General features: G+C 64.4%; 19 protein-coding genes. 14 read left to right on the top strand and 5 right to left on the bottom strand.

Annotated features, from left to right (window positions below):
- Positions 1-139: 139 nt before the first annotated feature.
- A complete protein-coding gene (locus tag G4G27_RS22700) occupies positions 140-793 on the top strand; it encodes an XRE family transcriptional regulator (protein ID WP_183110731.1) in 654 nt (217 codons plus the stop codon).
- A 44-nt stretch (positions 794-837) separates the two neighbouring features.
- Here the strand turns inward: G4G27_RS22700 and G4G27_RS22695 are convergent, their stop codons facing one another.
- Positions 838-3150, bottom strand: coding sequence for a TonB-dependent receptor (locus G4G27_RS22695; RefSeq protein ID WP_183110730.1), 2313 nt, complete (start codon positions 3148-3150; stop codon positions 838-840).
- Between the two features lie 434 nt (positions 3151-3584).
- On the opposite strand from G4G27_RS22695, the gene G4G27_RS22690 reads away from it, so the two are divergent.
- The 8 genes from G4G27_RS22690 to G4G27_RS22655 all read left to right on the top strand — a co-directional run bounded on the left by G4G27_RS22690 (position 3585) and on the right by G4G27_RS22655 (position 11439).
- Positions 3585-4544 carry an aldo/keto reductase gene (locus tag G4G27_RS22690; protein ID WP_183110729.1) on the top strand — a complete coding sequence of 320 codons (960 nt, stop codon included), beginning with the start codon at positions 3585-3587 and terminating at the stop codon, positions 4542-4544.
- 42 nt (positions 4545-4586) lie between these two features.
- Entirely contained in the window at positions 4587-5564 is a 978-nt protein-coding gene (locus tag G4G27_RS22685) for a TauD/TfdA family dioxygenase (protein ID WP_183110728.1), read from the top strand.
- Positions 5564-6676, top strand: coding sequence for an ABC transporter substrate-binding protein (locus G4G27_RS22680; protein ID WP_183110727.1), 1113 nt, complete (start codon positions 5564-5566; stop codon positions 6674-6676). The genes G4G27_RS22685 and G4G27_RS22680 overlap by 1 nt, the downstream gene beginning before the upstream one ends.
- Positions 6677-6688: 12 nt before the next feature.
- Positions 6689-7573, top strand: coding sequence for an ABC transporter permease (locus tag G4G27_RS22675; protein WP_244624470.1), 885 nt, complete (start codon positions 6689-6691; stop codon positions 7571-7573).
- Positions 7570-8355 carry an ABC transporter ATP-binding protein gene (locus tag G4G27_RS22670; RefSeq protein WP_183110726.1) on the top strand — a complete coding sequence of 262 codons (786 nt, stop codon included), beginning with the start codon at positions 7570-7572 and terminating at the stop codon, positions 8353-8355. Before G4G27_RS22675 ends, G4G27_RS22670 begins: the two co-directional genes overlap by 4 nt.
- Entirely contained in the window at positions 8352-9722 is a 1371-nt protein-coding gene (locus tag G4G27_RS22665; protein ID WP_183110725.1) for an LLM class flavin-dependent oxidoreductase, read from the top strand. Before G4G27_RS22670 ends, G4G27_RS22665 begins: the two co-directional genes overlap by 4 nt.
- The gene (locus tag G4G27_RS22660) at positions 9719-10540 is read left to right on the top strand and encodes an NADPH-dependent oxidoreductase (protein WP_183110724.1); all 822 of its coding nucleotides are present in this window, start codon (positions 9719-9721) and stop codon (positions 10538-10540) included. Before G4G27_RS22665 ends, G4G27_RS22660 begins: the two co-directional genes overlap by 4 nt.
- A gap of 260 nt (positions 10541-10800) precedes the next feature.
- Positions 10801-11439: an alpha/beta hydrolase gene (locus G4G27_RS22655; RefSeq protein WP_183110723.1), complete on the top strand. Its 639-nt coding sequence runs from the start codon at positions 10801-10803 to the stop codon at positions 11437-11439.
- Positions 11440-11604: 165 nt separating this feature from the next.
- Here the strand turns inward: G4G27_RS22655 and G4G27_RS22650 are convergent, their stop codons facing one another.
- The 4 genes from G4G27_RS22650 to G4G27_RS22635 all read right to left on the bottom strand — a co-directional run bounded on the left by G4G27_RS22650 (position 11605) and on the right by G4G27_RS22635 (position 16600).
- The gene (locus G4G27_RS22650; protein WP_183110722.1) at positions 11605-12261 is read right to left on the bottom strand and encodes a sulfite oxidase-like oxidoreductase; all 657 of its coding nucleotides are present in this window, start codon (positions 12259-12261) and stop codon (positions 11605-11607) included.
- 86 nt (positions 12262-12347) lie between these two features.
- On the bottom strand, positions 12348-13070 hold the full coding sequence (locus G4G27_RS22645; protein ID WP_183110721.1) for an SDR family NAD(P)-dependent oxidoreductase: 723 nt from the start codon (positions 13068-13070) through the stop codon (positions 12348-12350).
- Positions 13071-13080: 10 nt separating this feature from the next.
- On the bottom strand, positions 13081-14319 hold the full coding sequence (locus G4G27_RS22640; protein ID WP_183110720.1) for an MFS transporter: 1239 nt from the start codon (positions 14317-14319) through the stop codon (positions 13081-13083).
- Between the two features lie 22 nt (positions 14320-14341).
- The gene (locus G4G27_RS22635) at positions 14342-16600 is read right to left on the bottom strand and encodes a TonB-dependent receptor (protein ID WP_183110719.1); all 2259 of its coding nucleotides are present in this window, start codon (positions 16598-16600) and stop codon (positions 14342-14344) included.
- A gap of 159 nt (positions 16601-16759) precedes the next feature.
- Between G4G27_RS22635 and G4G27_RS22630 the strand changes: the two genes are divergently transcribed.
- From G4G27_RS22630 to G4G27_RS22610, 5 genes are all read left to right on the top strand, one after another.
- Positions 16760-17677 (top strand): LysR family transcriptional regulator, encoded by a 918-nt coding sequence (locus tag G4G27_RS22630; RefSeq protein WP_183110718.1) that lies wholly within the window; start codon positions 16760-16762, stop codon positions 17675-17677.
- 135 nt (positions 17678-17812) lie between these two features.
- Positions 17813-19405 (top strand): bifunctional 3-(3-hydroxy-phenyl)propionate/3-hydroxycinnamic acid hydroxylase, encoded by a 1593-nt coding sequence (locus G4G27_RS22625; RefSeq protein ID WP_183110717.1) that lies wholly within the window; start codon positions 17813-17815, stop codon positions 19403-19405.
- Positions 19402-19935, top strand: coding sequence for a VOC family protein (locus G4G27_RS22620; RefSeq protein ID WP_183110716.1), 534 nt, complete (start codon positions 19402-19404; stop codon positions 19933-19935). The genes G4G27_RS22625 and G4G27_RS22620 overlap by 4 nt, the downstream gene beginning before the upstream one ends.
- Complete coding sequence (locus G4G27_RS22615; RefSeq protein WP_183110715.1) at positions 19932-20798, top strand: fumarylacetoacetate hydrolase family protein; 867 nt, start codon at positions 19932-19934, stop codon at positions 20796-20798. The genes G4G27_RS22620 and G4G27_RS22615 overlap by 4 nt, the downstream gene beginning before the upstream one ends.
- A complete protein-coding gene (locus G4G27_RS22610; RefSeq protein WP_183110714.1) occupies positions 20795-21883 on the top strand; it encodes a nuclear transport factor 2 family protein in 1089 nt (362 codons plus the stop codon). The genes G4G27_RS22615 and G4G27_RS22610 overlap by 4 nt, the downstream gene beginning before the upstream one ends.

Raw genomic sequence — 21883 nt, 5'->3', positions numbered from 1 at the left:
GGTCCCTCTTTTCCGGTATCCCCGCGGTCGGGATTGCCTCGCCGCGGATGAACCATTACCTTGGTCGAAATGTTCTGATTGGGACATGATGATCCTAATCAGAGAATTGTCAATATGATCCCGGGAGAGAATTGACACTGTGGCTTCGACCAATCCCACGCTCGGCGCGCTGCTCCGAGGATTGCGCACCCGCGAAGGCTGGACGCTGAAGGAGATGAGCGCGAAAAGCGGCATCCCCGTTTCGACTCTGTCCAAGATCGAGCATGACCGCCTCACCCTGACCTATGACAAGCTGCTGCAGCTCAGCCAGCGGCTTGGTTTGCGCATGTCGGAACTGTTCGCCGAATCGACCGGTACGGCCGAACAGGCGGTCACCGCACGGCGCAGCATCGGCGACATGGCGCGCGCGGTGCATGTCGAGACGCCCAATTACGATTATTATTATCTGTGCACCGAACTGCGCCGGAAACGGATGATCCCCGTGCTGACCAAGATCCGCGCCAAGAGCGTCGCCGAGTTTGGCGAACTGGTCCATCATTCGGGCGAGGAATATATCTTCGTCATCGAAGGCGGGATCGAGATCCACACCGAATTCTACGATCCGGTCGTGCTCAAAAAAGGCGAATCGATCTATATCGATTCGAACATGGGCCACGCCTATCTGACCGCGCCGGGCCATGACGAAGCGCTGGTGCTCGGCGTATGTTCGAGCGCCGATGAGGGGCTGATGGAGTCACTGCTGACGCTGCACGGCGACGGCGAAATCGCGCTGCCAGCAGAAGCCAGGGGTTAGGGCCGCCCTTTCGCCCCTCCCTTTCAAGGGAGGGGCGAAAAAGATCAGAAATTCACCCGCAATGTCGCCCCCGCGGTCCGCGGCGTGCCGAGTTGCCCGGAATAAGCAAAGGGTGAGGTGCCGACGATCGCGGTGGTCGACAGGTTCTGGAAATATTTCTTGTCGAACACATTGTTGACCCAGGCGGACAAGTCGTACCGCCCCTTCCCGAACGCTGCGCCGATACGGAAATTTGCCAGCGCGTAGCTGTCGATCCGGCTATACGGGCCGGCGTCGGCGGTGCCGAAGGTGCTCGAGCGATAACTCACCTGAGCCAGAGCGTAGGGGCGGACCTCGTTCGCCAGTTCGAAATGATAGTCGATCGTCGCGTTGCCGACCCATTTCGGCGCCTGGAACAACGGCTTGCCGGTCAGGTCGCAGATCCCGGTCACACCGACCGGGCACGGCGCGTTAGCGTAACTCTTATAAGTCGCGTCGTTGTACGAACCATTGGCGCTGATCGTCAGGTTGTCGGTCGCGCGGAGCGACGCATCCACCTCCACGCCGCGCGAGCGCACATCACCGACATTGGCGAGATAGGAGCGGTTGCCATTGGTCGGGACGATATTGGCCTGCAGTCCCGACAAATTGGTCGAAAAGCCACTGAGGTTGAGCGTCAGGCGCCGGTCGAAGAATTGGCTCTTCAGCCCCAATTCCCAGTTGCGGACCTTTTCCGGCGCGAGCACTAGAGGCGTGCCGGCCGAGACCGCCGAATTCAGGTTCAAACCCGACCCCTTATAGCCGGTCGAATAGGAGGCATAGGTGAGGACGTCATCGGCCAGCTTGTAGGAGATGCTGGCAAGATACGACACATTATCGTCAGTCACCGACACGTCATAATGGAACGGAATCGAGGTCGGGACATAGGGCGTGCCGATGGTCGATGTGTCCGACGTGCCAGACCGCTTGTCGTGCGTGTAACGGATGCCGCCGGTCAGCGTGAGGCGATCGGTGACCGAGAAATTGGCCTGGGCGAACGCCGCGACGCTGTCGACCGTCGTGTCGACATCGTCGAGATATTGCGATCCCGGCGCGATGACGATCGCCGGGGCCGCCGGATTGGCGAACCGCGCATAGGTCGTGTAGAAATTGCTCGCGTCGGTGCCGAACTGGTTGAGGATGAAATGATCCTTCAGCTTCTGATGGAACAGATAGGCGCCGACCTGCCAGCTGAACCGGCCCGGAGGCGATGCTAGCCGAACCTCTTGCGAATATTGATCGTCCTTGGTCTGCGCGACATTGACCTGGATCACGTCGAGCGGCGTGCCGTCGCTGTCCTGAAGCGGGTTAAAATGCCAGTAGCGCCATGCCGTGATCGACGTCAGGCTGGCGAAACCGAGATCCCAATCGGCTTGCAGCGAGACGCCCTTCTGGTCGGTCTTCATATTCTGCAACGCATTGTTCTGGCTGTAATTGTTCGGTGCCGGGACATAACCGAGCGCGGCGAGCGTCTGCAGCGTACGGTTGGTCGTCGCACTCAGGCTGGCGGGCAGCACCAGCTTCGTCGCGCTGACGCAGCAGGTATCGTCCTCGATCGAATAATCGGCGCTCAGGCGCAGCGTGAAATTGCTCGCCGGGGTCGCCAGCAACTGGATACGGCCACCGCTCCGTCCGACGCTGTTGGCGCCGATCCCGGTCTTGATGTTGTCGAACACGCCGTCGCGGTGCGTGTTGAAACCGGTCACGCGAAAGGCGAGCAGGCCGTCGATCAGCGGTCCGGTGATGCTGATGCGTTCCTGGTTATAGCTGTAATTGCCCGCCGAAAGTTCGGCGGTGCCGCCAAAGGTGAATTCGGGTTTGCGCGTGGTGATATTCAGCACGCCGGCCGAATTGTTGCGGCCGAACAGGGTGCCCTGCGGTCCGCGCAGAACCTCGACCCGATCGACATCGATCAGGTCGGACAGCGCCATGCCGGGCCGGCCGAGATAGACATTGTCGATATAGACGCCGACCGACGTATCGAGCCCGTCCGAGGCCGACGACACACCAATCCCGCGAATGCCGATCGAGCTGTTGCGCGGGTTCGAATTATACGCGGTGAGGCTTGGCGTCTGGAACTGGACATCGGTCAGCGTATAGCCGCCGGTGCGTTCGAGCGAGGCGCCGGTCAGCACCGACAGCGCGATCGGCACATCCTGCGCCCGTTCCGACTGGCGCCGCGCGGTGACCACGATTTCGCCGCCTGCATCGTCGCCCGCCTCATCGACTACCGGCGCAGCTTCCTCGGTCGGGTCCTCCTTGGCGAAGACTGGCTGCGCCATCAGGACGAGGCCGGCGGCCGACGATAGAAACAGTGCGCGGCGATAGGATCGCTTCATTCTCATTACCCCGGGATTGCAGTGACTTGGTCGTCGCCAGGCTCGTCCCAAGGCTGGCTTCCGCCAGGCCCGGTCGGCATCGATCGACGTCTTTAAGGGTCCGTCTCAATTCCTACTTAGTCAATAGGAATAGAGGCGAGAATGAGCCTTTGATCGGGAAAGATTTTCTAGTGTCCGGCCGCCGTGGTTATTCCAATCCGGCAAACCAGCCAGAATTTTAAGGCTGATAAGGTTTGCAAATTTTGCACCAAGCGGGGTTTTGCCACTCACCAGTGATGGCATTCGTCGGTCAAAAAAACCGCTCTGCCTATATCCTACTAGTTCAATATGGATTCTGCGTTACGATAAAGTTTTTCTACGTTCCCGAAGCGGCGAGCCGCGCGCACCCTTTACCTGTCCCCGGCCTGACCGGCCGCGCCTTCAGGAGTAATCACATGCCCAATCTCGGAAATCTCACGGTCAGCCGTCAGGGCTTTGGCGCGATGGGATTGTCCCACGCTTATGGTCAGGCGGAGGACAGCGCTTCGATCGCCACGATCCACCGCGCGATCGATCTCGGCGTCACCTTTTTCGATACCGCGACGGGCTATGGCGAGGGCCATAACGAAAGGCTGCTCGGCGAGGCGATCGCCGCGCGGCGCGACGAACTGGTGATCGCCAGCAAGTTCGTCCACCGCCCCCATGGCGGCGGACCCGAGGTCGAACCGGTCCATCCACGCGACGCCGTGGAGGCCAGCCTGAAGCGGTTGGGCGTTGAGCGTATCGACCTTTATTACCTGCACCGCGTCGACCCCCTGATCGCGATCGAGGAATCGATCGGCGAGCTCGGCCGGCTGGTCGATGAGGGCAAGATCGGCGCGGTCGGTGTCTCCGAAGCGACCGCCGACGGCATTCGCCGCGCGCATGCGACCTATAAGCTGACCGCGCTGCAGAGCGAATATTCGCTGTGGACCCGCGATGTCGAGGTCGAGATCCTGCCCACCGTGCGCGAACTGGGCATCGGCTTCGTCGCCTATAGCCCGCTCGGCCGCGGCTTCCTCGCAGGGGCCGAAGTGACCGACCCGAACGATCGCCGCCATCAGCATCCGCGCTTCCAGCCCGACGCGGTCGCCGCGAACAGCCGACGCCGCGCGGTGATCGAGGAAGTCGCCCAGCGCCTCGGCGTGAGCGTCGCGCAGGTGAGCCTCGCCTGGGTCCTGTCCAAGGGCGTGGTGCCGATCCCGGGCACGCGGCACATCGCGCATCTCGAGGCGAACTGGGCGGCCAATGACCTGGCGCTTGATGCCGAATCCGTCGTCGCGCTGGAGGCGGCGTTCGCGCGCGGATCGACGGTCGGCGCGCGCTACCCGACCGAGAGCCTGAAGCTGGTGCCGCCGGAGCCGGTCGCCGCCTGAGTCCCAGATCCATCGAACAGCATCCGCCGAGAGGAGAAACTCATGAGCAATGTCACCGCCCTGCGCCCCGATGGCGCGACCGACCGTTTCAGCTATCGCCACATCACCGTCGATCCGGTCACGCCGATCATCGGCGCTGAAATCTCCGGCGTCGACCTGCGCCAGCCGATCGATGCGGAAACCGCCGCCGACATCCAGAAGGCGCTGCACGACTGGCGCGTCGTGTTCTTCCGCGACCAGGACATCAGCAACGACCAGCTAAAGGCGTTCGGCCGCGCGTTCGGCCCGCTGACGCCAGCCCATCCGATCGCCGAGGGGCTGGAGGATCACCCCGAGATCTGGGAGCGCAGCGTCGAGGAATATCGCACGCGCCGCAGCCGCAACGAAGCCGCTCCGCCGGGCCGCGAGCCGCCGCGCGACTACAAGGGCTGGCACATCGACATCACCTTCGTCGCCAACCCCAACCGCTATTCGATCCTGCACGGCGTCGAGATACCGCCCTATGGCGGCGACACGTTGTTCGCCAATCTGATCGCCGCCTATGAAGGCCTGTCCGCGCCGATCCGCTTGCTGATCGACGGGCTGCAAGCGGTGCATCGCACCAGCGGTTATGATTCCGCTGGCGCCAAGCCGCGCCGCGATGGGCGTTCGACCGGCCCGTTCGTCTCGCTCCATCCGCTGGTGCGGATCCATCCCGAGACCGGCGAGAAGCTGCTGTTCCTCAACCCCGGCACGATCAGCCATATCGTCGGACTGAAGGAGCCGGAGAGCAAGGCGCTGCTCGACTTGCTGTTCTACGAAGCGACGCGGCCGGAATATCAGGTACGTTTCCACTGGCGGCCCAAATCGCTGGTGGTGTGGGACAATCAGGCGGTCGCCCATGCCGGGCCAATCGACTATTCGAATTTCGACCTGCCGCGCGCGGTGCGGCGCATCACAATTGCCGGCGATTTGACGCGCGGCCCCGATGGCTTTGTCTCGCAGCCGCTGGAAGGCGAGCTGTTCAACGTGCTCGGCTGATGCCACACGCGGCCAGGACTGGTGCACGCCCCCGGCCCTGGGGGTTTATCGGCCTGGCCGCATTCGTCGCGGTCACGATCGCGCTGCTCTTCGTCTTCGCGCCCAATCGCCAGCCGCCGCGTGACAGCAGCGCCGACCTGTCGGAGGCGGAGGCGCTGCCCGATACCGTGCCCAAGGGCACCGTGCTGGTGGTCGGCGACCCGGTGACGCAATGGGTGTTCGAGCATCTCGGCTGGGACAAGAAGCTGCCCTTCACGGTGAAATGGGTGCAGATCACCGGCGGCCCCGACGTGACCGAGGCGTTCCATGCCAAGGCGCTCGATGTCGGACTCGGTGCCAATGTGCCGCCAATCCATGCGACCTGGGTCGGCCTGCCGGTCCGCATCGTCGCGTTCCGCCAGCGCCGCGATCCGCTGGCGCATCCCGCCTTCGTGCTCGCCATCGCGCCCAAGGCGAGAATCCGGACGCTTGCCGACCTGCGCGGCAAACGCATCGCGTTCAGCCCGAGCCAGGTGCAGAGCCAGGTCGTGCTGCAGACGCTGAAGGCGCTCGGCCTGACCAGGAAGGACGTGAAGCTGGTCGAATTGCCGTCGAGCATCGGCGGCGATGTCTATACCAGCGCACTGGCCAGCAACCTGGTCGATGTCGCGCCGATCGGCAGCGGCATCGTCGCCGAACGCTATCTGCGCAAGTTCGGGCAGGACGGCGCGAAGGTAATCCCCCATCCCGAATTCCGCGACGATGCGCTGGTCGCCTATGTGCCCACAGAGGTCGTGCACAATCCGGCCAAGGCGGCGGCGCTCAAGCAGTTCTTCCATTGGTGGGGTCGCGCCCAGGCCTGGCAGCAGACGCATCGCGACGAACTCTCGCGTGGTTATTATGTCGATCATCAGGGCCTGTCGCTGGCGGACGCTAAGCTGATCATCGCCGCGATCGGCGACATCGACGTGGCGCGCGGCTGGGATCAGCCGATCGCCTATCAACAGGCCGCGATCGACCTGCTCGCCCCGGAAATGGACCAGCCGCGCTTCGACGCGGCCACCCTGTTCGATCGCCGTTTCGAAGAGATCGCCGCCAACGGTTTTGCCGCGGGCCTGGCGGCAGACCGCTGACAAGGAGCTGTCATGAACGCGCCCTTCCCCAACATCGCGACCCCCAACTTCACGACGCTGCCGACCATGGTCGAGCTGTTTCCCCCCAAGGCCGTACCCGAAGCCCCGGCCCGACGCGGCAAGCGCCGGCTCGGGCTCGAAGCACCGCTCGCCTGGGGATGGGTGCTCGGGCCGGTGTTGCTGCTGATCTATTGGTCGGCCTTCTCGCTCACCGGGTTTCTCGACACGCGAATCCTGCCCGCGCCATGGACCGCGGTCACCGCCGGGATCGAGTTGATCCGCGACGGGCGGTTGCAGGAAAATCTCGCCGTCTCCGCCTGGCGCGCCGCGCAGGGGCTGGCGTTCGGCACACTCATCGGCGTGGCGCTGGCGTTGATCTCGGGGCTGAGCCTGCTGGGCGGCTATGTCATCGACGGGCTGGTACAGCTGAAACGCGGCATCCCGGTGCTCGCGCTGATCCCTTTCATGATCCTGTGGTTCGGCGTCGGCGAAGCGATGAAGGTCACGGTCATCGCCGTCACCGTGTTCGCGCCGATCTATATCCACACGCACAGCGCCTTGCGCGCGATCGATCTCAAGCAGGTCGAACTGGCCGAGACATTGGGGCTGGGGCGGTTCGCCTTTGTCCGCCATGTCGTGCTGCCCGGCGCGCTGCCCGGCATGCTGCTTGGCCTGCGCTTCGGCGTGACCGCGGCCTGGCTCGCGCTGGTGGTGGTCGAGCAGCTCAATGCGACCAGCGGCATCGGTTACATGATCACGCTCGCGCGGAATTATGCGCAGACCGATGTGATGCTGGTCGGGCTGGTCGTCTATGCGTTGCTCGGGCTCGGCTCCGACGCGGTGGTGCGCGTAATCCAGCGGCGCGCGCTGGTGTGGCGCCGGACGCTCGGTGCATGAGCCTGGTCCGTATCCGCGGCCTGGTCCGCCGCTTCACCAAAAAGGGCGTGCTCGACGGCATCGACCTCGACATCGGTGCGGGCGAATTCGTCGCGCTGCTCGGCCGCAGCGGCTCGGGCAAGAGCACGCTGCTGCGTGCGCTCGCCGATCTCGACCATGAAGCGGAAGGAACGGGCGACCTTGTCGTGCCCCACCGGCTGTCGGTGGTGTTCCAGGACGCCCGGTTGCTGCCGTGGAAGCGCGTGCTCGACAATGTCATTCTCGGGCTCGACGGCCCGAATGCGCGGCAACGCGGGTTGGAGGCGCTGGCCGAGGTCGAGCTCGACGGGCGCGAACGCTCCTGGCCCTATGAATTGTCGGGTGGCGAGCAGCAGCGCGTCGCGCTGGCGCGCTCGCTGGTGCGGCGGCCCGAACTGCTGCTGGCCGACGAGCCGTTCGGCGCACTCGACGCGCTTACCCGCATCCGCATGCACGTCCTGCTGCGCCGCCTGTCCGCCACGCATAATCCGGCGGTGCTGCTGGTCACGCATGATGTCGATGAGGCGATCGAGCTCGCCGACCGCGTGGTGGTGCTCGATCAGGGCCGTATCGTCGCCGATATCAGTGTCGCGCTGCCGCCCGCGGGTACCGCCCGGCGCGACCGGTTCGCCGCGCTCCAGCACGAACTGCTCGGCCTGCTCGGCGTCGAGACCGAGTCCGGCGCCTCCCCCTACGCCGCCTCCCACTCCGACAGAGCCCCTTCAGGCAAAACCCCCTCAGGCACAACAAGGATCACCGCATGAGCCAGCCCATCCGCAAACTGCGCCTCGGCGCGTTTCTCCAGGCCACCGGCCATCATGTCTCGGCCTGGCTGCACCCCGCCACACAGGCCGATGCCGGCCATAATCTCGATCATTACAAACAGATCGTGCAGACCGCCGAACGCGGCAAGTTCGACCTGGTATTCGTTGCCGACAGTCCCGGCGGCTATGCCGACTTCACTGACGAGGCGACCTTCCGCCAGAACGCCAAGGCGGCGCATTTCGAACCGGTCACCCTTTGGTCGGCGCTGTCACAGGTGACCGAGCGGATCGGTTTCGTCGCGACCTCGACCACGACCTATGAGGACCCCTATACGACGGCGCGCAAATTCGCTTCGCTCGACTGGATCTCGGGCGGCCGCGCGGCGTGGAACGTCGTCACCACCGGCGCGGACGTGTCGGCCAATTTCAGTAAGCCCGCGCATCTCGAACATTCGCGCCGCTACGAACGCGCGGAGGAATATATCGACGTCGTGAAAGGGCTGTGGGACAGCTACGAAGACGATGCGTTCGTGCGCGACCGCGATGCCGGCGTGTATCTCGACACCGACAAATTCCATGTGCTCGGCCATGACGGCACGCATTTCCAGGTGCGCGGACCGCTCAATATCGCCCGGCCGCCGCAAGGCTATCCGGTGATCGTACAGGCCGGTGCGTCGGAGCCTGGCCGCGAGCTTGCCGCGCGCACCGCGGAGGTGATCTTCACCGCCAATCTGATCCTCGCCGATGCGCAGGATTTCTACCGCGACGTGAAGGCGCGCCTGCCGCGCTATGGCCGCCGCGCGGAGGACCTGCTGGTCATGCCGGGAATCTTCCCGGTGCTCGGCGGGACCGAAGCGGAAGCGCAGGCCAATTATGAAGAGCTGCAATCGCTGGTCCATCCGGCGATCGCCTGGGGTATCTTGCGGCGGCATTATCAGGGGGCCGATCTGTCGGGCTATTCGCTCGACGATATCGCGCCGCCGCTGCCGAGCGACACCAATGGCAGCAAGAGCCGCCTGAAACTCGTGTCCGACCTGGTCGAGCGCGAGCAGCCGACGCTGCGCCAGCTCTACCGCCAGGTATCGACCGCACGCGGGCACCTGACCACCGTCGGCACGCCCGAACAGGTCGCTGATGTGATCCAGTTCTGGTTCGAGGGCGAAGCGGCGGACGGCTTCAACATCATGCCGCCGATCCTTCCGACCGGACTGACCGATTTCGTCGATCAGGTCGTGCCGATCCTGCAGCGGCGCGGCTTGTTCCGTGAGGAGTATGAGGGTCGCACGTTGCGCGAGAATCTCGGGCTGAAGCGGCCGGTGAACGGCCTGACCAACCGCGCCGTAACGCCAAGGCTGGAACAGGCATGAGCGAGTCCCACAATGCGATCCGCGCGCGCTATCGCCACGATGACGCGCCGGTGCCGGTCACCGACAATGCCACGCTCCGCACGCTGTTCGACCATCGGTCGGTCCGCGCCTATCTACCCAATGCGCTTGATCCCGGTACGGTCGAAACTTTGGTCGCCGCCGCGCAATCCGCCGCGTCCTCGTCCAACCTGCAGGTGTGGAGCGTGATCGCGGTGCAGGATCCCGACCGCAAGGGCCGGCTTGCGGCGCTGGCCGGCAACCAGAAGCATATCGTCGAGGCGCCATTGCTGCTGGTCTGGCTGATCGACTTCGACCGGCTGACCCGAATCGGCGAGGCGCTCGGCACGCGGCCCGAAGCGCTCGACTATACCGAAAGCTTTGTGCTCGGCGCGGTCGATGCCTCGCTCGCCGCGCAGAATGCGGTGGTCGCGCTTGAATCGCTTGGGCTGGGCTCGGTCTATATCGGCGGCATACGCAACAAGCCGGTCGAGGTCGCGGCCGAGCTCGACCTGCCGCCGCGCGTCTTCCCGCTGTTCGGACTGGTCGTCGGAAAACCGGACCCGGCGCGCCCGGCATCGGTCAAGCCGCGCCTGCCGCAGGCGTCGGTCCTGTTCCACGAAACCTATGCCTGGACCGAGGCGCAGGCCGAGGCCGCGCGACATTATGACACGAGGCTGCGCAGCTTTCAGCGCGAGCAGGGCCTGACCGAACGCGACTGGAGCGACCAGGCGAGCGAGCGGACGCGCGGCCCCCGGTCGATGGCCGGGCGACATGTCCTGCGCGACGTGCTGGGCGAGCTCGGTTTCGAGCTTCGCTGAGCATGATGGCCAGGCATCTTCCCCTTCAGAGCGCGATGAAACCGGTTCGGATTGAGCCTGTCGAATCCCATGCGCGAGTCGCGGTCGCGGCGCGCGCCTGACCGGGTTGCCCGCCACGTCGTCACTCGACGTGGCGCGCACGGGCGGCGATCCGGCGCACGGCCATTGCATATCAAGTGCATGGGAATAACTTGAGGTCGGACGCGCCGCATGGCGCCTCTCCGCAAGTCGACCTGCCACAGCTGCTGGAAGGACGTCGTATGAAGCCGAATGAGTCGAACCATCACGGCCCGCGCACCGCGCTGCTCCTGTCGAGCGCGGCCGAACCCTATCCCGATCAACTGGCCCATTTCCGTGACGACTGGGTCGAAGACATAATCGACCTGCGTCTCCATCTGGAGGCGGGACGGCATGGATCGATCTGGGCGGTGCAGATCGACAGCGCCGTGCGCAACAGCGTCGGATCGATCATCGTCATCGCGCAGGGCGACGCGTGCCTCGCGCTGGCGCATTGGGCACAGCTATCCCCGGCAACCTATACCGTGGCGATCGCCGGCGCGTTGTTCCACCTTCCTTCCGCGGTGGCTGCGGCCGCTGCGGCGGAATCGCCACGATCGAGCCCGAAAGTGCGCTTGCCATTCGCGACAATCCTGCTCTCCGACACGGGTCAGATCGAACCGGTGCTTGAACTGGCCGATGTGTGGGGCAGCCGCTTCATCGACGTCGCGGCGCAGGACAGTACATATCGTAGCGATCTGCGCGGCGGGCAATCGGCCCGGGAGCGATCGTTGCTGGCGCTGCTGGTCGGCGACGATGGTGGCGAGGCGGTCGGCGGCGAGGCGGTCGGTGGCGTGGGGTCGCGGCATCCGGTTTCGCCACGGGTGTCCGCCACAGCTTAACGCAGCCCCCTATTCGGTTCGCCCTGAGCCTGTCGAAGCCTGTCCTGAGCGCTGCCGTCGCAGGCAGTCGAAGGGGGCCGTTCTTCTTGCCCACGATGGAAAGAGCGGTGCTTCGACAAGCTCGGCACGAAAGGAAGAAAATAGACACATTCCACCTATGCCCGCTTACGAATAGCGCTCCTCCGCCCATGGATCGCCGCGCATGTGATAACCATTGACCTCCCAAAAGCCGGCCTTGTCCGCGCCAAGGAAATCGATGCCCTTGATCCACTTCGCGCTCTTCCAGAAATAGAGGTGCGGGATGATCAGCCGCGCAGGCCCGCCATGCTCGCGGGTGATCGGTTTGCCTTGCCAGCTATGGGCGATCAGTGCGTGTTCGGACGCGAAATCGGCAAGCGGGACATTGGTGGTGTAGCCGTCATAGCCATGCAGCATCAGGAACCCCGCTTCGTCGCGCGGGGCCACCAGGTCGATCAGGTCGCGGGTCGCCACACCGGTCCAGTCATTGTCGTAGCGCGACCAGGTCGTGACGCAGTGGATGTCGGTGCGCAGCGTCGTCTGCGGCAGCGCCATGAACCCCGCCCAGTCGAGATCGACCGGCCGTTCGACCAGGCCGCCAACCCTGAGCCGCCAGCGCTCGCGCGCGATATCGGGTTGCTTGCCCAAATCGAGTACCGGCCAGTCGCGCACCAGATGCTGGCCCGGCGGCAAGCGTTCCGCTTCCGGGCGCGCGATATGGCCGGTCAGGAACTTGCCTTCGCTCGCCCAACGCTGCTTCGAGCGGGTCAGCTTGCTGTCGTCGGGCAGATCGTCATCGGACATCGGACCATGGCCTCGTTCGGCTTCGGATTTGGGGAGCTTAGCCGATCCGGCCACTTTGCTCCACCGCGGTCATCCGCCGACCTGGATCAGCGCACGACCGGCCGATTGATCAGGCCGCCATCGACCAACAGGCCGGTGCCGGTGACATAGGACGCGGCATCGCTGGCCAGGAAAGCGATTGCCGAGGCGATTTCGTCCGCGTCGGCGAAGCGGCCGGCGGGGATTTGCGCTTCCCAGCTTTCGCGATAGGCCGGCGGCATCGCGCTGGTCATCGGCGTTTCGGCCATGCCGGGCAGCATCGCGTTGCAGCGGATCGACAGGCCGGCCAGCGCACAGGCGGCGGCGACGCTTTTGGTCAACTGATGGACGGCGGCCTTGGACGCGCCATAAGCGGCGAGCGTCGCGCTCGGCGCGATACCGGCGGTCGAAGCGATATTGACGATCGCCCCGCCGCCCGCGCCCATCACGCGCATCGCATGCTGGCAGCCGAGCAGCGTTCCCTCGACATTGACCGCGAAGACGCGGCGCCAATCATCGATCGCGACCGCGGCAACGCTCTGTTCGCCGCCCGCGCGACTGATCCCGGCGGCGTTGATCAGGATATCGAGCCGGCCGGAATCGGTCATGATCTGCTCCATCGCGGCGGCCCAGTCGCCATCGCTGGTGACGTCGAGCCGGAGTGCCACGCCATCGCTGATATCGGCGCGCCACACCGTCGCGCCATGGCGTTCGAGCAAGGCGGCGGTCGCCGCGCCGATGCCCGAGGCGGCGCCGGTGACCAGGGCGATCTTTCCGGTGAAGTCGATCATGCCGATCCCCCTACTCGGCCGGCACGGCTTCGCCCAATTCGCGCGCCGCTTCCCGCGCGCGCGGATCGGGCATCGACAGCAAGATCAGCGCCCCGGCAAATGTGCCGATGGTCGAGACGATCAGCGCGAGCGAATAGCCGCCCAGATCGGCGAGCTTGGTGATCAGGAGCGGGCTCGCACCGCCGGCGAAGATCAACCCGCCATAAGCAAAGCCGTAAAGTCGCCCGAAATTGGCGAGGCCGAAATAGCGCGAGATGAAATAGGCCATGATGTCGAGCTCGGCGCCGATCGTCAGGCCGATGGCAAGCGCGGCGATGCCCATCAGCAGCGGATCGGACAGCAGCAGCAGGGCGCAGCCCGCCGCCGAGATGGTGAAGGCGATCGCCGCAACCCAGCGCGGCGGGAAGCGATCGAGCGCCGCGCCCGACACGAGCCGCCCGGCGAGCACCGCGACACCGATCAGCGATTGCACTTGCGCCGCGGCGGCAGGCGAGAAGCCGCGTTCCTGCAACAAGCTGATCAAATGGAGAAGATACCCGCCGCCGAACAGGCTCGGCGCAAGGAAACCGGCGAGCAAGGTCCAGAATAACGGGCTCTTGAGCGCGGCATTGCCCGCCGAACGCTGCGCGACGGTCGCCTGCACCTTGACCGGGTGCTGGTGCCGGTCGCTGCGGATCAGCAACAGCCCGGTGCCGCCGAGCAGCAGCACCAGCCCGGCCATCGTCGCATAACCCGCACGCCAGCCGAAATGGGTGATCACCCAAGTCGCCCAGATCGGTCCGGAGATCGCCATCAGGCCAAGCCCGCTGATCATGCAGCCAAGCGCCATGCCGCGCGCCTTGTCGAAGCGCGCGGTGACGATGCGCGCGAAACCGGGCGGCGTGGTGCCGACGCCAAGCAGGGCGAGCAGCACGATCAGCCCGGCATAATAGGGAAAGCTGGCCGGCGCCATGCTGAGCAGGCCGAACACCGCCGCCTCGCCGAGCACGCCGATGGTGATGATCCTGAGCGGTCCATGCCGGTCCATCAGCGAGCCGGCAAAGGGCGCGCAGATCGCGACCATGCCGGAGAGCAGCAAGGTCGCGAGCGACAATTGTTCCTTGCTGTATCCCGCGCCCGTGATCAGCGCGGGCATGAACGCGCCGCTGGTATAGGCATGAAGTCCGATCGTACCGATCGACGCGGCGATCGTGCAACCGACCAGCGCGCGCCAATGCTCGGCGAACTCGCGCGGCGCTGGTCCAGTCATCATCGTCTCCGGTCGCTGAAGGTCAGAATTTGAACCCGGTGGATACACCGATCACGCGCGGCTTGTTCAACCCCACCTGCGGGTAGCTGAACGTCACCGCCGCGGTATTGATGATCCGCGAATTGGTCAGGTTGGTGCCGAACACCGAGAAGGACCAGCGCTCGTCGATCGGCTTCAGGGTCAGGCGTGCGCCGAGTTCGTCGCCGGGCGGGTCCTGCCAGGGCTGGGAATTCTGGTCGGTGAAGAAGAAATAGATCCGGTCGCGCCAGCGATAATTGGCCTCCGCGGTGAGCAGGAACGAGCTGCCGATCGCGAAATCCTGTTCGGCCGACACGAAGAACTGCCATTTCGGCGTGCGCGGCAGCGTGTTGCCCGAAGCATCGACCGGCTGGTCGAGCGTGTTGCGCGCGGTCGGGAAGCTGGTGAACTTCGCATCGGTATACGCGACATTGCCGGTCAACCTGGTCCCGTCCGCCGGCCGTGCGGTCATTTCCAGCTCGACGCCCTTGATCAGCGCTTCGGCCGCGTTGGTGATGATCGCGCCGCCGGTCGGCACGCCCGCGCGAAGCTGGAGGTTGGAATATTTGTTGCGATAGGCGGCGAGCGAGAAGCTCAGCGCACCATCGAGCAGCTCGCCCTTGCTGCCGATCTCGAACGACTTGTTGGTTTCCGGCGCATAGGGAACCTGCACCGCGAACGGGTTGTAGCCGCCGGCGCGGAAACCCTTGCCATAGCCGGCGAAGAACATCAGGTCGCGGCTCGGCTTGTAGACCAGTTTCGCGCGATATGAGGTGTCGGTCCATTTCGCCTGAGGCGGTGAATAAGGCGTGACGGTCGAGACATTGGTGTCGAGGTTGGTCGCGCGGATCGTCGAGACAAGTCGCTTGGTATCCTCGGTATAACGAATGCCGCCGATCACCGAGAATTGATCGGTGATGTTGAAGGTCGCATCGGCGAACGCGGCATAGGAGCGGGTATATTGCTTGCCGGCATAGCGCGTCACGGTGTTGGTCGGCAGTGACAGGCGCAGATTGTAGATGTCGTCGACGTAATTCTGGTTTTCGTCGAACAGATAGGCGCCGAGAATCCAGGAAAAGCGGCTCTTGCCCGAGGATTGCAGCCGGATTTCCTGGCTGAACTGATTACTGCGGTCGTCATTGTGGTTATAACCCATGCGGGCCACGTCGAGGCCGTCGGAATCGTTGATCCCATCGACATGCGCCTTGCGATAACCACTGACCGAAATGAGATCGACGCCGCCGAATGCATATTCGAACTTGGCCGAAATGCCGCCGCCCTTGACCACCGTGTCGGTGCCGGGATTGAGCGAGATGCGGTTATGGTTGAAGATCGCATCGCGCGTCGCGGGGTCGAGCGGCGTGTTGGGCGTCGCGGTGCCCGCCGGCACCAGCGCGCCGGTCGGCAGCGGGCTGAAATTGGTTTTGGCGTAGCGGAAGATCGCCGGGAAATTCTCCGTCCAGGCATAGTCGGCGACGATCCGCGCGGAGAAGGCGCCGGCTTCCTTGGTCACTACCAGGCGGCCCTGCGCGCTTTCCGATCCGCCGATATGCGCCTTGGTATACGGGTTGTAGGCCCAGCCCTTTTCAGTGGTATAACCACCGGACAATCGTGCCTCGAAGCCGCCGCCAAGCGGGCCGGAGATCGAGGCCTGCGCGCGGAATTCCTCCGGCCAGGCGACGCTTGCCGAAACCTTGGCGCGGAAATCGGATGTCGGGTCGGCGCTGCGCAGCAGGATCGCGCCAGCGGTCGCGTTGCGGCCCTGCAGCGTGCCCTGCGGACCACGCACGATTTCGACCGAACCGATATCGACCAGGTCGGACATGCCGATCGTCACGCCGCGCGCGAGATAGATGTCGTCCATATAGATGGCGACCGGTTCGTCGCCGGTGTTGAGCGCAAGGCCGGTCGCGCCGCGCAGCGTGATATAGGTGCGACCGCCGCCCGAATTGCCCGCGAAATAGACACCGGGCACTGCCCCCTGCAGTTCGGCGAAATTGCGCGCGTTGGTGCTGTCGAGCACCGCCGGGGTGATCACGGTGATCGCGATCGGCACATCCTGCAGCCGCTCGGCCCGCTTCTGCGCGGTGACGACGATGTCGTTGGTGGTATCCTGGTCGGGCGCCGTCTGATCGGCGGACGGTGGATTGGCGGGCACATCCTGCGCGCTGGCCTGAACCGCGCCGCAGCCGACCGAAAGTGCGGCGATCGCACAGCAGGCGCGAAGCGCGCCGCGGCGGCGCAGGCCGGTGAATCCCATCATAATCCCCTCCATTCTGGTTTCTTTTCTTGGGGCCTTACTGGACAGAGGAGACTTGCCGCGAAATTGAAACTTGGGCGCGAAGCTATTCCTTCCGGTTATCGGTGATTGCCAAATATCACACTCGCCGTCATTATTTTACGAGAAAGAGGGAGTGGCTAAATGGACCTGAGGTTGATGCGCTATTTCGTGGCGTGCGTCGAAAACAAGACGATGCACGCCGCCGCCGCCGCGGTGCATGTGTCGCAGCCAGCGCTGAGCAAGGCGATCCATAATCTCGAAGCGCAGCTTGGCGTGACCCTGCTCGATCGCCGGCCGCGCGGCGTGGTGCCGACCGCTTATGGTGAGACATTGTTCCGCTATGCCAAGATGATCGACAGCGAGATGCGCCGCGCGGTGGCGGAGATCGATGCGATGCGCGGTATGACGCGCGGCATGATCGTGGTCGGGGTGATCCCGACGATGAGCGACGTGATGGCGAGCGTCGCGCGCGACGTCATGGCGACCTTGCCGGGGCTGAAACTCAAGCTGAAGATCGCCTTTTCGTCCGAACTGACCTCGGCATTGCTCGATGGCGAGCTTGACTTCGCACTGCTGCTGCTCCCCGGCAGCGACGCGCCGCTTGGGCTGACGTTCGAGCCGCTGATGCGCACCGGTCCAAAGGTCGCGGCGCGTAGCGGGCATCCGCTTGCCGGCAAGAAGGGGCTGACGCTGGCCGACCTTTCGGCCTTTCCCTGGCTGATCCCCGATTATCCGCCGACGCACCGTGCGATCGTCAACGAGGCTTTCATCAACGCCGGCGTGCCGCCGCCGACCGGGGCGATCGAGGTCAGCACGGTGATCATGTTCGATGCGGTGATCCGCGAGACCGATCTGGTGACGATTGTCCCCTCCACGCTGCTCACCGCGCGCGACACCGACCTGGTCGCGCTCGATGCCGATTTCACTTTTCCGGAGGAGCAGGTCGGCCTGGCTTTTCGCCAGAACAGCACGCTGCTGCCCGGCGCGCGCGCGATCATGCAGTTGATCCGCGACCAGTGCGCCACCCTGCCCGGCTATGTTGTGCCGCGCGATCGATAATCGCCGGTTATCGAAATCGTCTCCGATACTGTTTGTCGATTAAGGCACTGAACGATAGCCCGGGGATCAGGATTTACGGTCCCAAGCCGGATCGCAAACCTGATGGGACGGGCTTGAAACGGGCGGCCGATAACGATGACGACAGGGTTTCCAGATTACGACCTGTTGATCGTCGGCATGGGACCGGTCGGCGCGGTCGCGGCCAATCTGGCGGGCCAGGCGGGTTTTCGCACCCTGGTGATCGAGCAGGATAGCGAACCCTACAAGCTGCCCCGCGCGATCGTGTTCGATTCCGAAATCATGCGCGTATTCGCTTCGATCGGCCTGGCCGACGAAATCCCCGCGGTGACCAAGCCGCTGGGCGGGTCGGTCTATCTCGGTGCCGACCGCAAGCCGATCCGCACTTTTCGCGCGCACCCCAGGGCGCATCCAATCGCTTGGTATCCGAGCAACCTGTTCTATCAGCCGCAGCTCGAGACGATCATTCGCGCCGGCCTGAGCCGTTATCCAAACGTCACGGTGATGTCGGGCCACAGGCTGACCGATGTCGCACAGGATGAGAGCGGCGTTACCGCCCGCGCCACCGATGCGACGGGCGCGACGATCGAGATCGGCGCGCGCTACCTCTTCGCCTGTGACGGCGCGAGCAGCGCGGTGCGCAAGGCGCTCGCCATCCCGCTCGACGATATCGGGTTCGAGGAACGCTGGCTGGTGATCGACACCAATGTGCACGGTCCGATGCGCTGGCCCGACACGCACGAGATTCCGCCCGAGGTGCGCAGCAATGCCTTCTCGCTGATGGTGTGCGACCCCGAACGGCCGGCGACGCTGATCCCGGGACGCGGCACGCACCGGCGCTGGGAATATATGCTGTTGCCGGGCGAGCGCGACGCTGACGTCGTGACTCCGGACTGGCTGCGCACGCAGATCGGCTGCTGGATCGACCCGGATCATGTCGAGATCATCCGCACCGCAGTCTATCGTTTCCGCGCGCTTGTCGCGCATCGCTGGCGCGCGGGGCGGGTCATGCTGCTTGGCGACGCGGCGCATCAGACGCCGCCCTTTTTCGGTCAGGGCATGTGCCATGGCATTCGCGATGCGGCGCAGCTGATCTGGAAGTTGAAGCTGGTCGATTCGGGGGTCGCCGACCATGGCTTGCTCGACAGCTATCAGGTCGAGCGTGAGCCACATGTCCGCGCGATCGTCAACGCATCCGTCGCGGCGGGCGCCGAAGTGTGCAAGCTGGACCCGGCCGAAGCGGTGGCGCGCGACGCGGCGTTTCGCGCGATCGAATGCGAGCGCGCCGGTCAAGTCGCCATGACCGACATCGTGCCGCCGATCCGCGACGGCATTATCGACATGAAGAGCGGCGGAATGCGCCTGCCCGAATTCGTCGTCCTCGATAGTGGCGTGGAGCGGCATATCGACACGCTGCTCGATGGCCGTTTCACGCTGCTGACGCTCGATCCGTTCGATACGCCGCCCGAGTGGGACGCGATCGACGGCCATATCGTCGATATCACCGATGCGGATGCCGATGGCCGGATGACCGGCTGGCTCGGCGAACGCGCCGCACGCTGGATCATCGTCCGCCCCGACCGCTATATCTACGCCACGGGCAGCGGCGACCCCGCGCCCGTCATGGCGACCCTGTTCGATCATCTGCACCTTCGGCGCGCAGCGGCGCCCGACCAACCGACCGTCAGCATGGAGGCGAACCGCACATGAACCGCATCAGATATTCGCTCAATCACGTCGGAATCTATGTCATCGATATCGAGGCGATGACCGATTTCTACACCTCGTTCTTCGGTTTTGTCGTCACCGACGAACGGATCGATGTGAACCCGATCCGCTTCATGACGATGTCGCCCGACGAGCATCACCAATTGCTGCTGGTGCAGGGGCGCTTGCCCGAAAGCCCGTCGACCGTGGCGCAGATTTCCTTCCTGCTCGACGATTTCGCCGCGCTGCGCCGGGTGCATGAGAAAGCGACCGGCGATAGCCGGATCAGCAAGGTGTGGACGCTCGATCACGGCAATAGCTGGACGGTCTATTTCAAGGACCCGGAAGACAATATCGTCGAGACCTATGTCCATACGCCATGGCATGTCAGCCAGCCCTACGGCACGCCGATCGACTTCAGCCAAAGCGACGAGACGATCTATGCCGCGACCGAAAAGGCCTCGCTCGCCAACCCGACCTATATGTCCGCAGAGGCGTATCGCCAGAAGCTGTTAAAGCTGCTGGCAGCATGAAGCTCGCTACGTTCAGCGCGAACGGCCGGACCTCGATCGGCGTAGTGATCGGCGAGACGATCGTCGATATCGCCGGCGGCGACGTTCCCGATACGATGGAGGCCCTGCTCGAACTCGGCATCGACGGCATGGATGCCGCGCGCCGCGCGGCCGGGACGGGTGCGGCTGTACCGCTGGCCTCGGTCCATCTGCGCGCGCCGGTGCTGCGGCCGCGCAAATATCTCGGCATCGCGGCCAATTACCAAAGCCATATCGACGAGGTGCTGGCGGCAAATCCGGACTATGTCCCGCCAGTCTACCAGCGCTGGTTCGTCAAGCTGCCGACCTCGATCAACGGGCCCTATGATCCGATTCCGCTGCCGCCCGAATCCTCGCAACTGGATTACGAGGCGGAACTGGCGATCGTCATCGGCAAGCGCTGCCGTCGCGTCGCCGTCGAAGACGCTGCCGCGGTGATCGCGGGCTACACCATCTGCAACGATGTCAGCGTGCGCGACTGGCAGAAGCGCAGCCCGACAATCATGCTCGGCAAATCCTTCGATGGCCATGGTCCGCTGGGGCCGTGGATCGTCACCCCCGAAGAGATCGGCGATCCGCACGCGCTACGCATCACCTGTACCGTCAATGGTGAGGTGCGGCAGGACGGATCGACATCGGAAATGATCAACAATTGCTTCGAACAGATCGCCTATCTCTCGACCGTCTGCACGCTGGAGCCGGGCGATGTGATCGCCACCGGCACGCCGTTCGGCACCGGCGGGTCGATGCGGCCGCCGAAATACCTCGCGGTGGGTGACGTGGTACGCTGCGAGATCGAGAAGATCGGCGCGATCGAAGCGGTGATCGAAGCGGAGCGGGTATGAGCGATGCACTGACCCGATACGCGATCAAGCAGGAGATAATCGATCTGCTCTACGCCCGTGCGCGCGGTGCCGACCGGTTCGACCCGGCACTGATGCGGGCGTGCCACCCGGTCGATGGGACCGATAATCACGGCACCTATCAGGGATTGATGCACGGCTTCGTCGACGGACTTGAAAAGGCCATGGCGACCGGTCCGAAATGCCTGGCGAAGGAGCATATCATCGCCAATGCGCTGTTCGAGTTTCTGCCGAACGGCGATGTGTTCTGTGAAAGCTATCATGTCGCGCACGAGACCTTCGTGCAGGGTGACGGCACGGTCTTCTTCCATATCGGCGGGCGCTATCTCGATACCTTCCGGCAGGTCGATGGGCGCTGGCTGATCCAGCACCGCGACATCGTCTATGACTGGTCGCGCGTATCGCCGGGCACCGGATCCTTCTGGGGCGACGAGCATCCGCGCGCTTTGATCGGCACGCGCGAAGCCAATGACCCGCTTTACATATTGGGCGGCGCGCAGCGCGGCGCCCTGCCCGCCACCATGATTTATCCCGGAGAGACCAATATGGACCCGATCCAGCGCCTGCTCGACAAGCAGGAGATTGCCGAAATCCTCTATCGCCGCGCACGCGCCGGCGACCGTTCCGACGCGGAGCTCGCGCATACATGCTATCACGAAGGCGCGACCGAGCGGCATGGCATGTTCGATGGCCTCGCGACCGAGTTCATCGATGTGGTGTCGTTCACCCGCCCCAGGCCGGGATCGCCGATCAAGGGCATGATGCACGTCATCACCAATATCCTGAGCGACTTCGCCGATGACGATCATGCGTTCGTCGAATCCTATCATGTCGCCTGGTGCCAGATGACCGACGGCACCGACGCGACGATCGGTGGGCGTTATCTCGACAAGTTCGAACGACGCGGCGGGCGCTGGGGTATCGTCCACCGCGACGTGATCTTCGACTGGAGCCGGGTCGAGCCCGAGACGGAAAAATTCTGGGAGAAGCACCCGGCCAAGCCATTCCTGTTCGGCAGGCGTGGCGCGGACGATCCGCTTTATGGCTATACCGGCCGGGGAGTCTGA

This window comes from Sphingomonas sp. So64.6b (genome assembly GCF_014171475.1).
GTDB lineage: Bacteria > Pseudomonadota > Alphaproteobacteria > Sphingomonadales > Sphingomonadaceae > Sphingomonas > Sphingomonas alpina_A.
The sequence above is the reverse complement of the archived record's forward strand: the minus strand, read 5'-3'. Positions and strand labels throughout refer to the sequence as shown.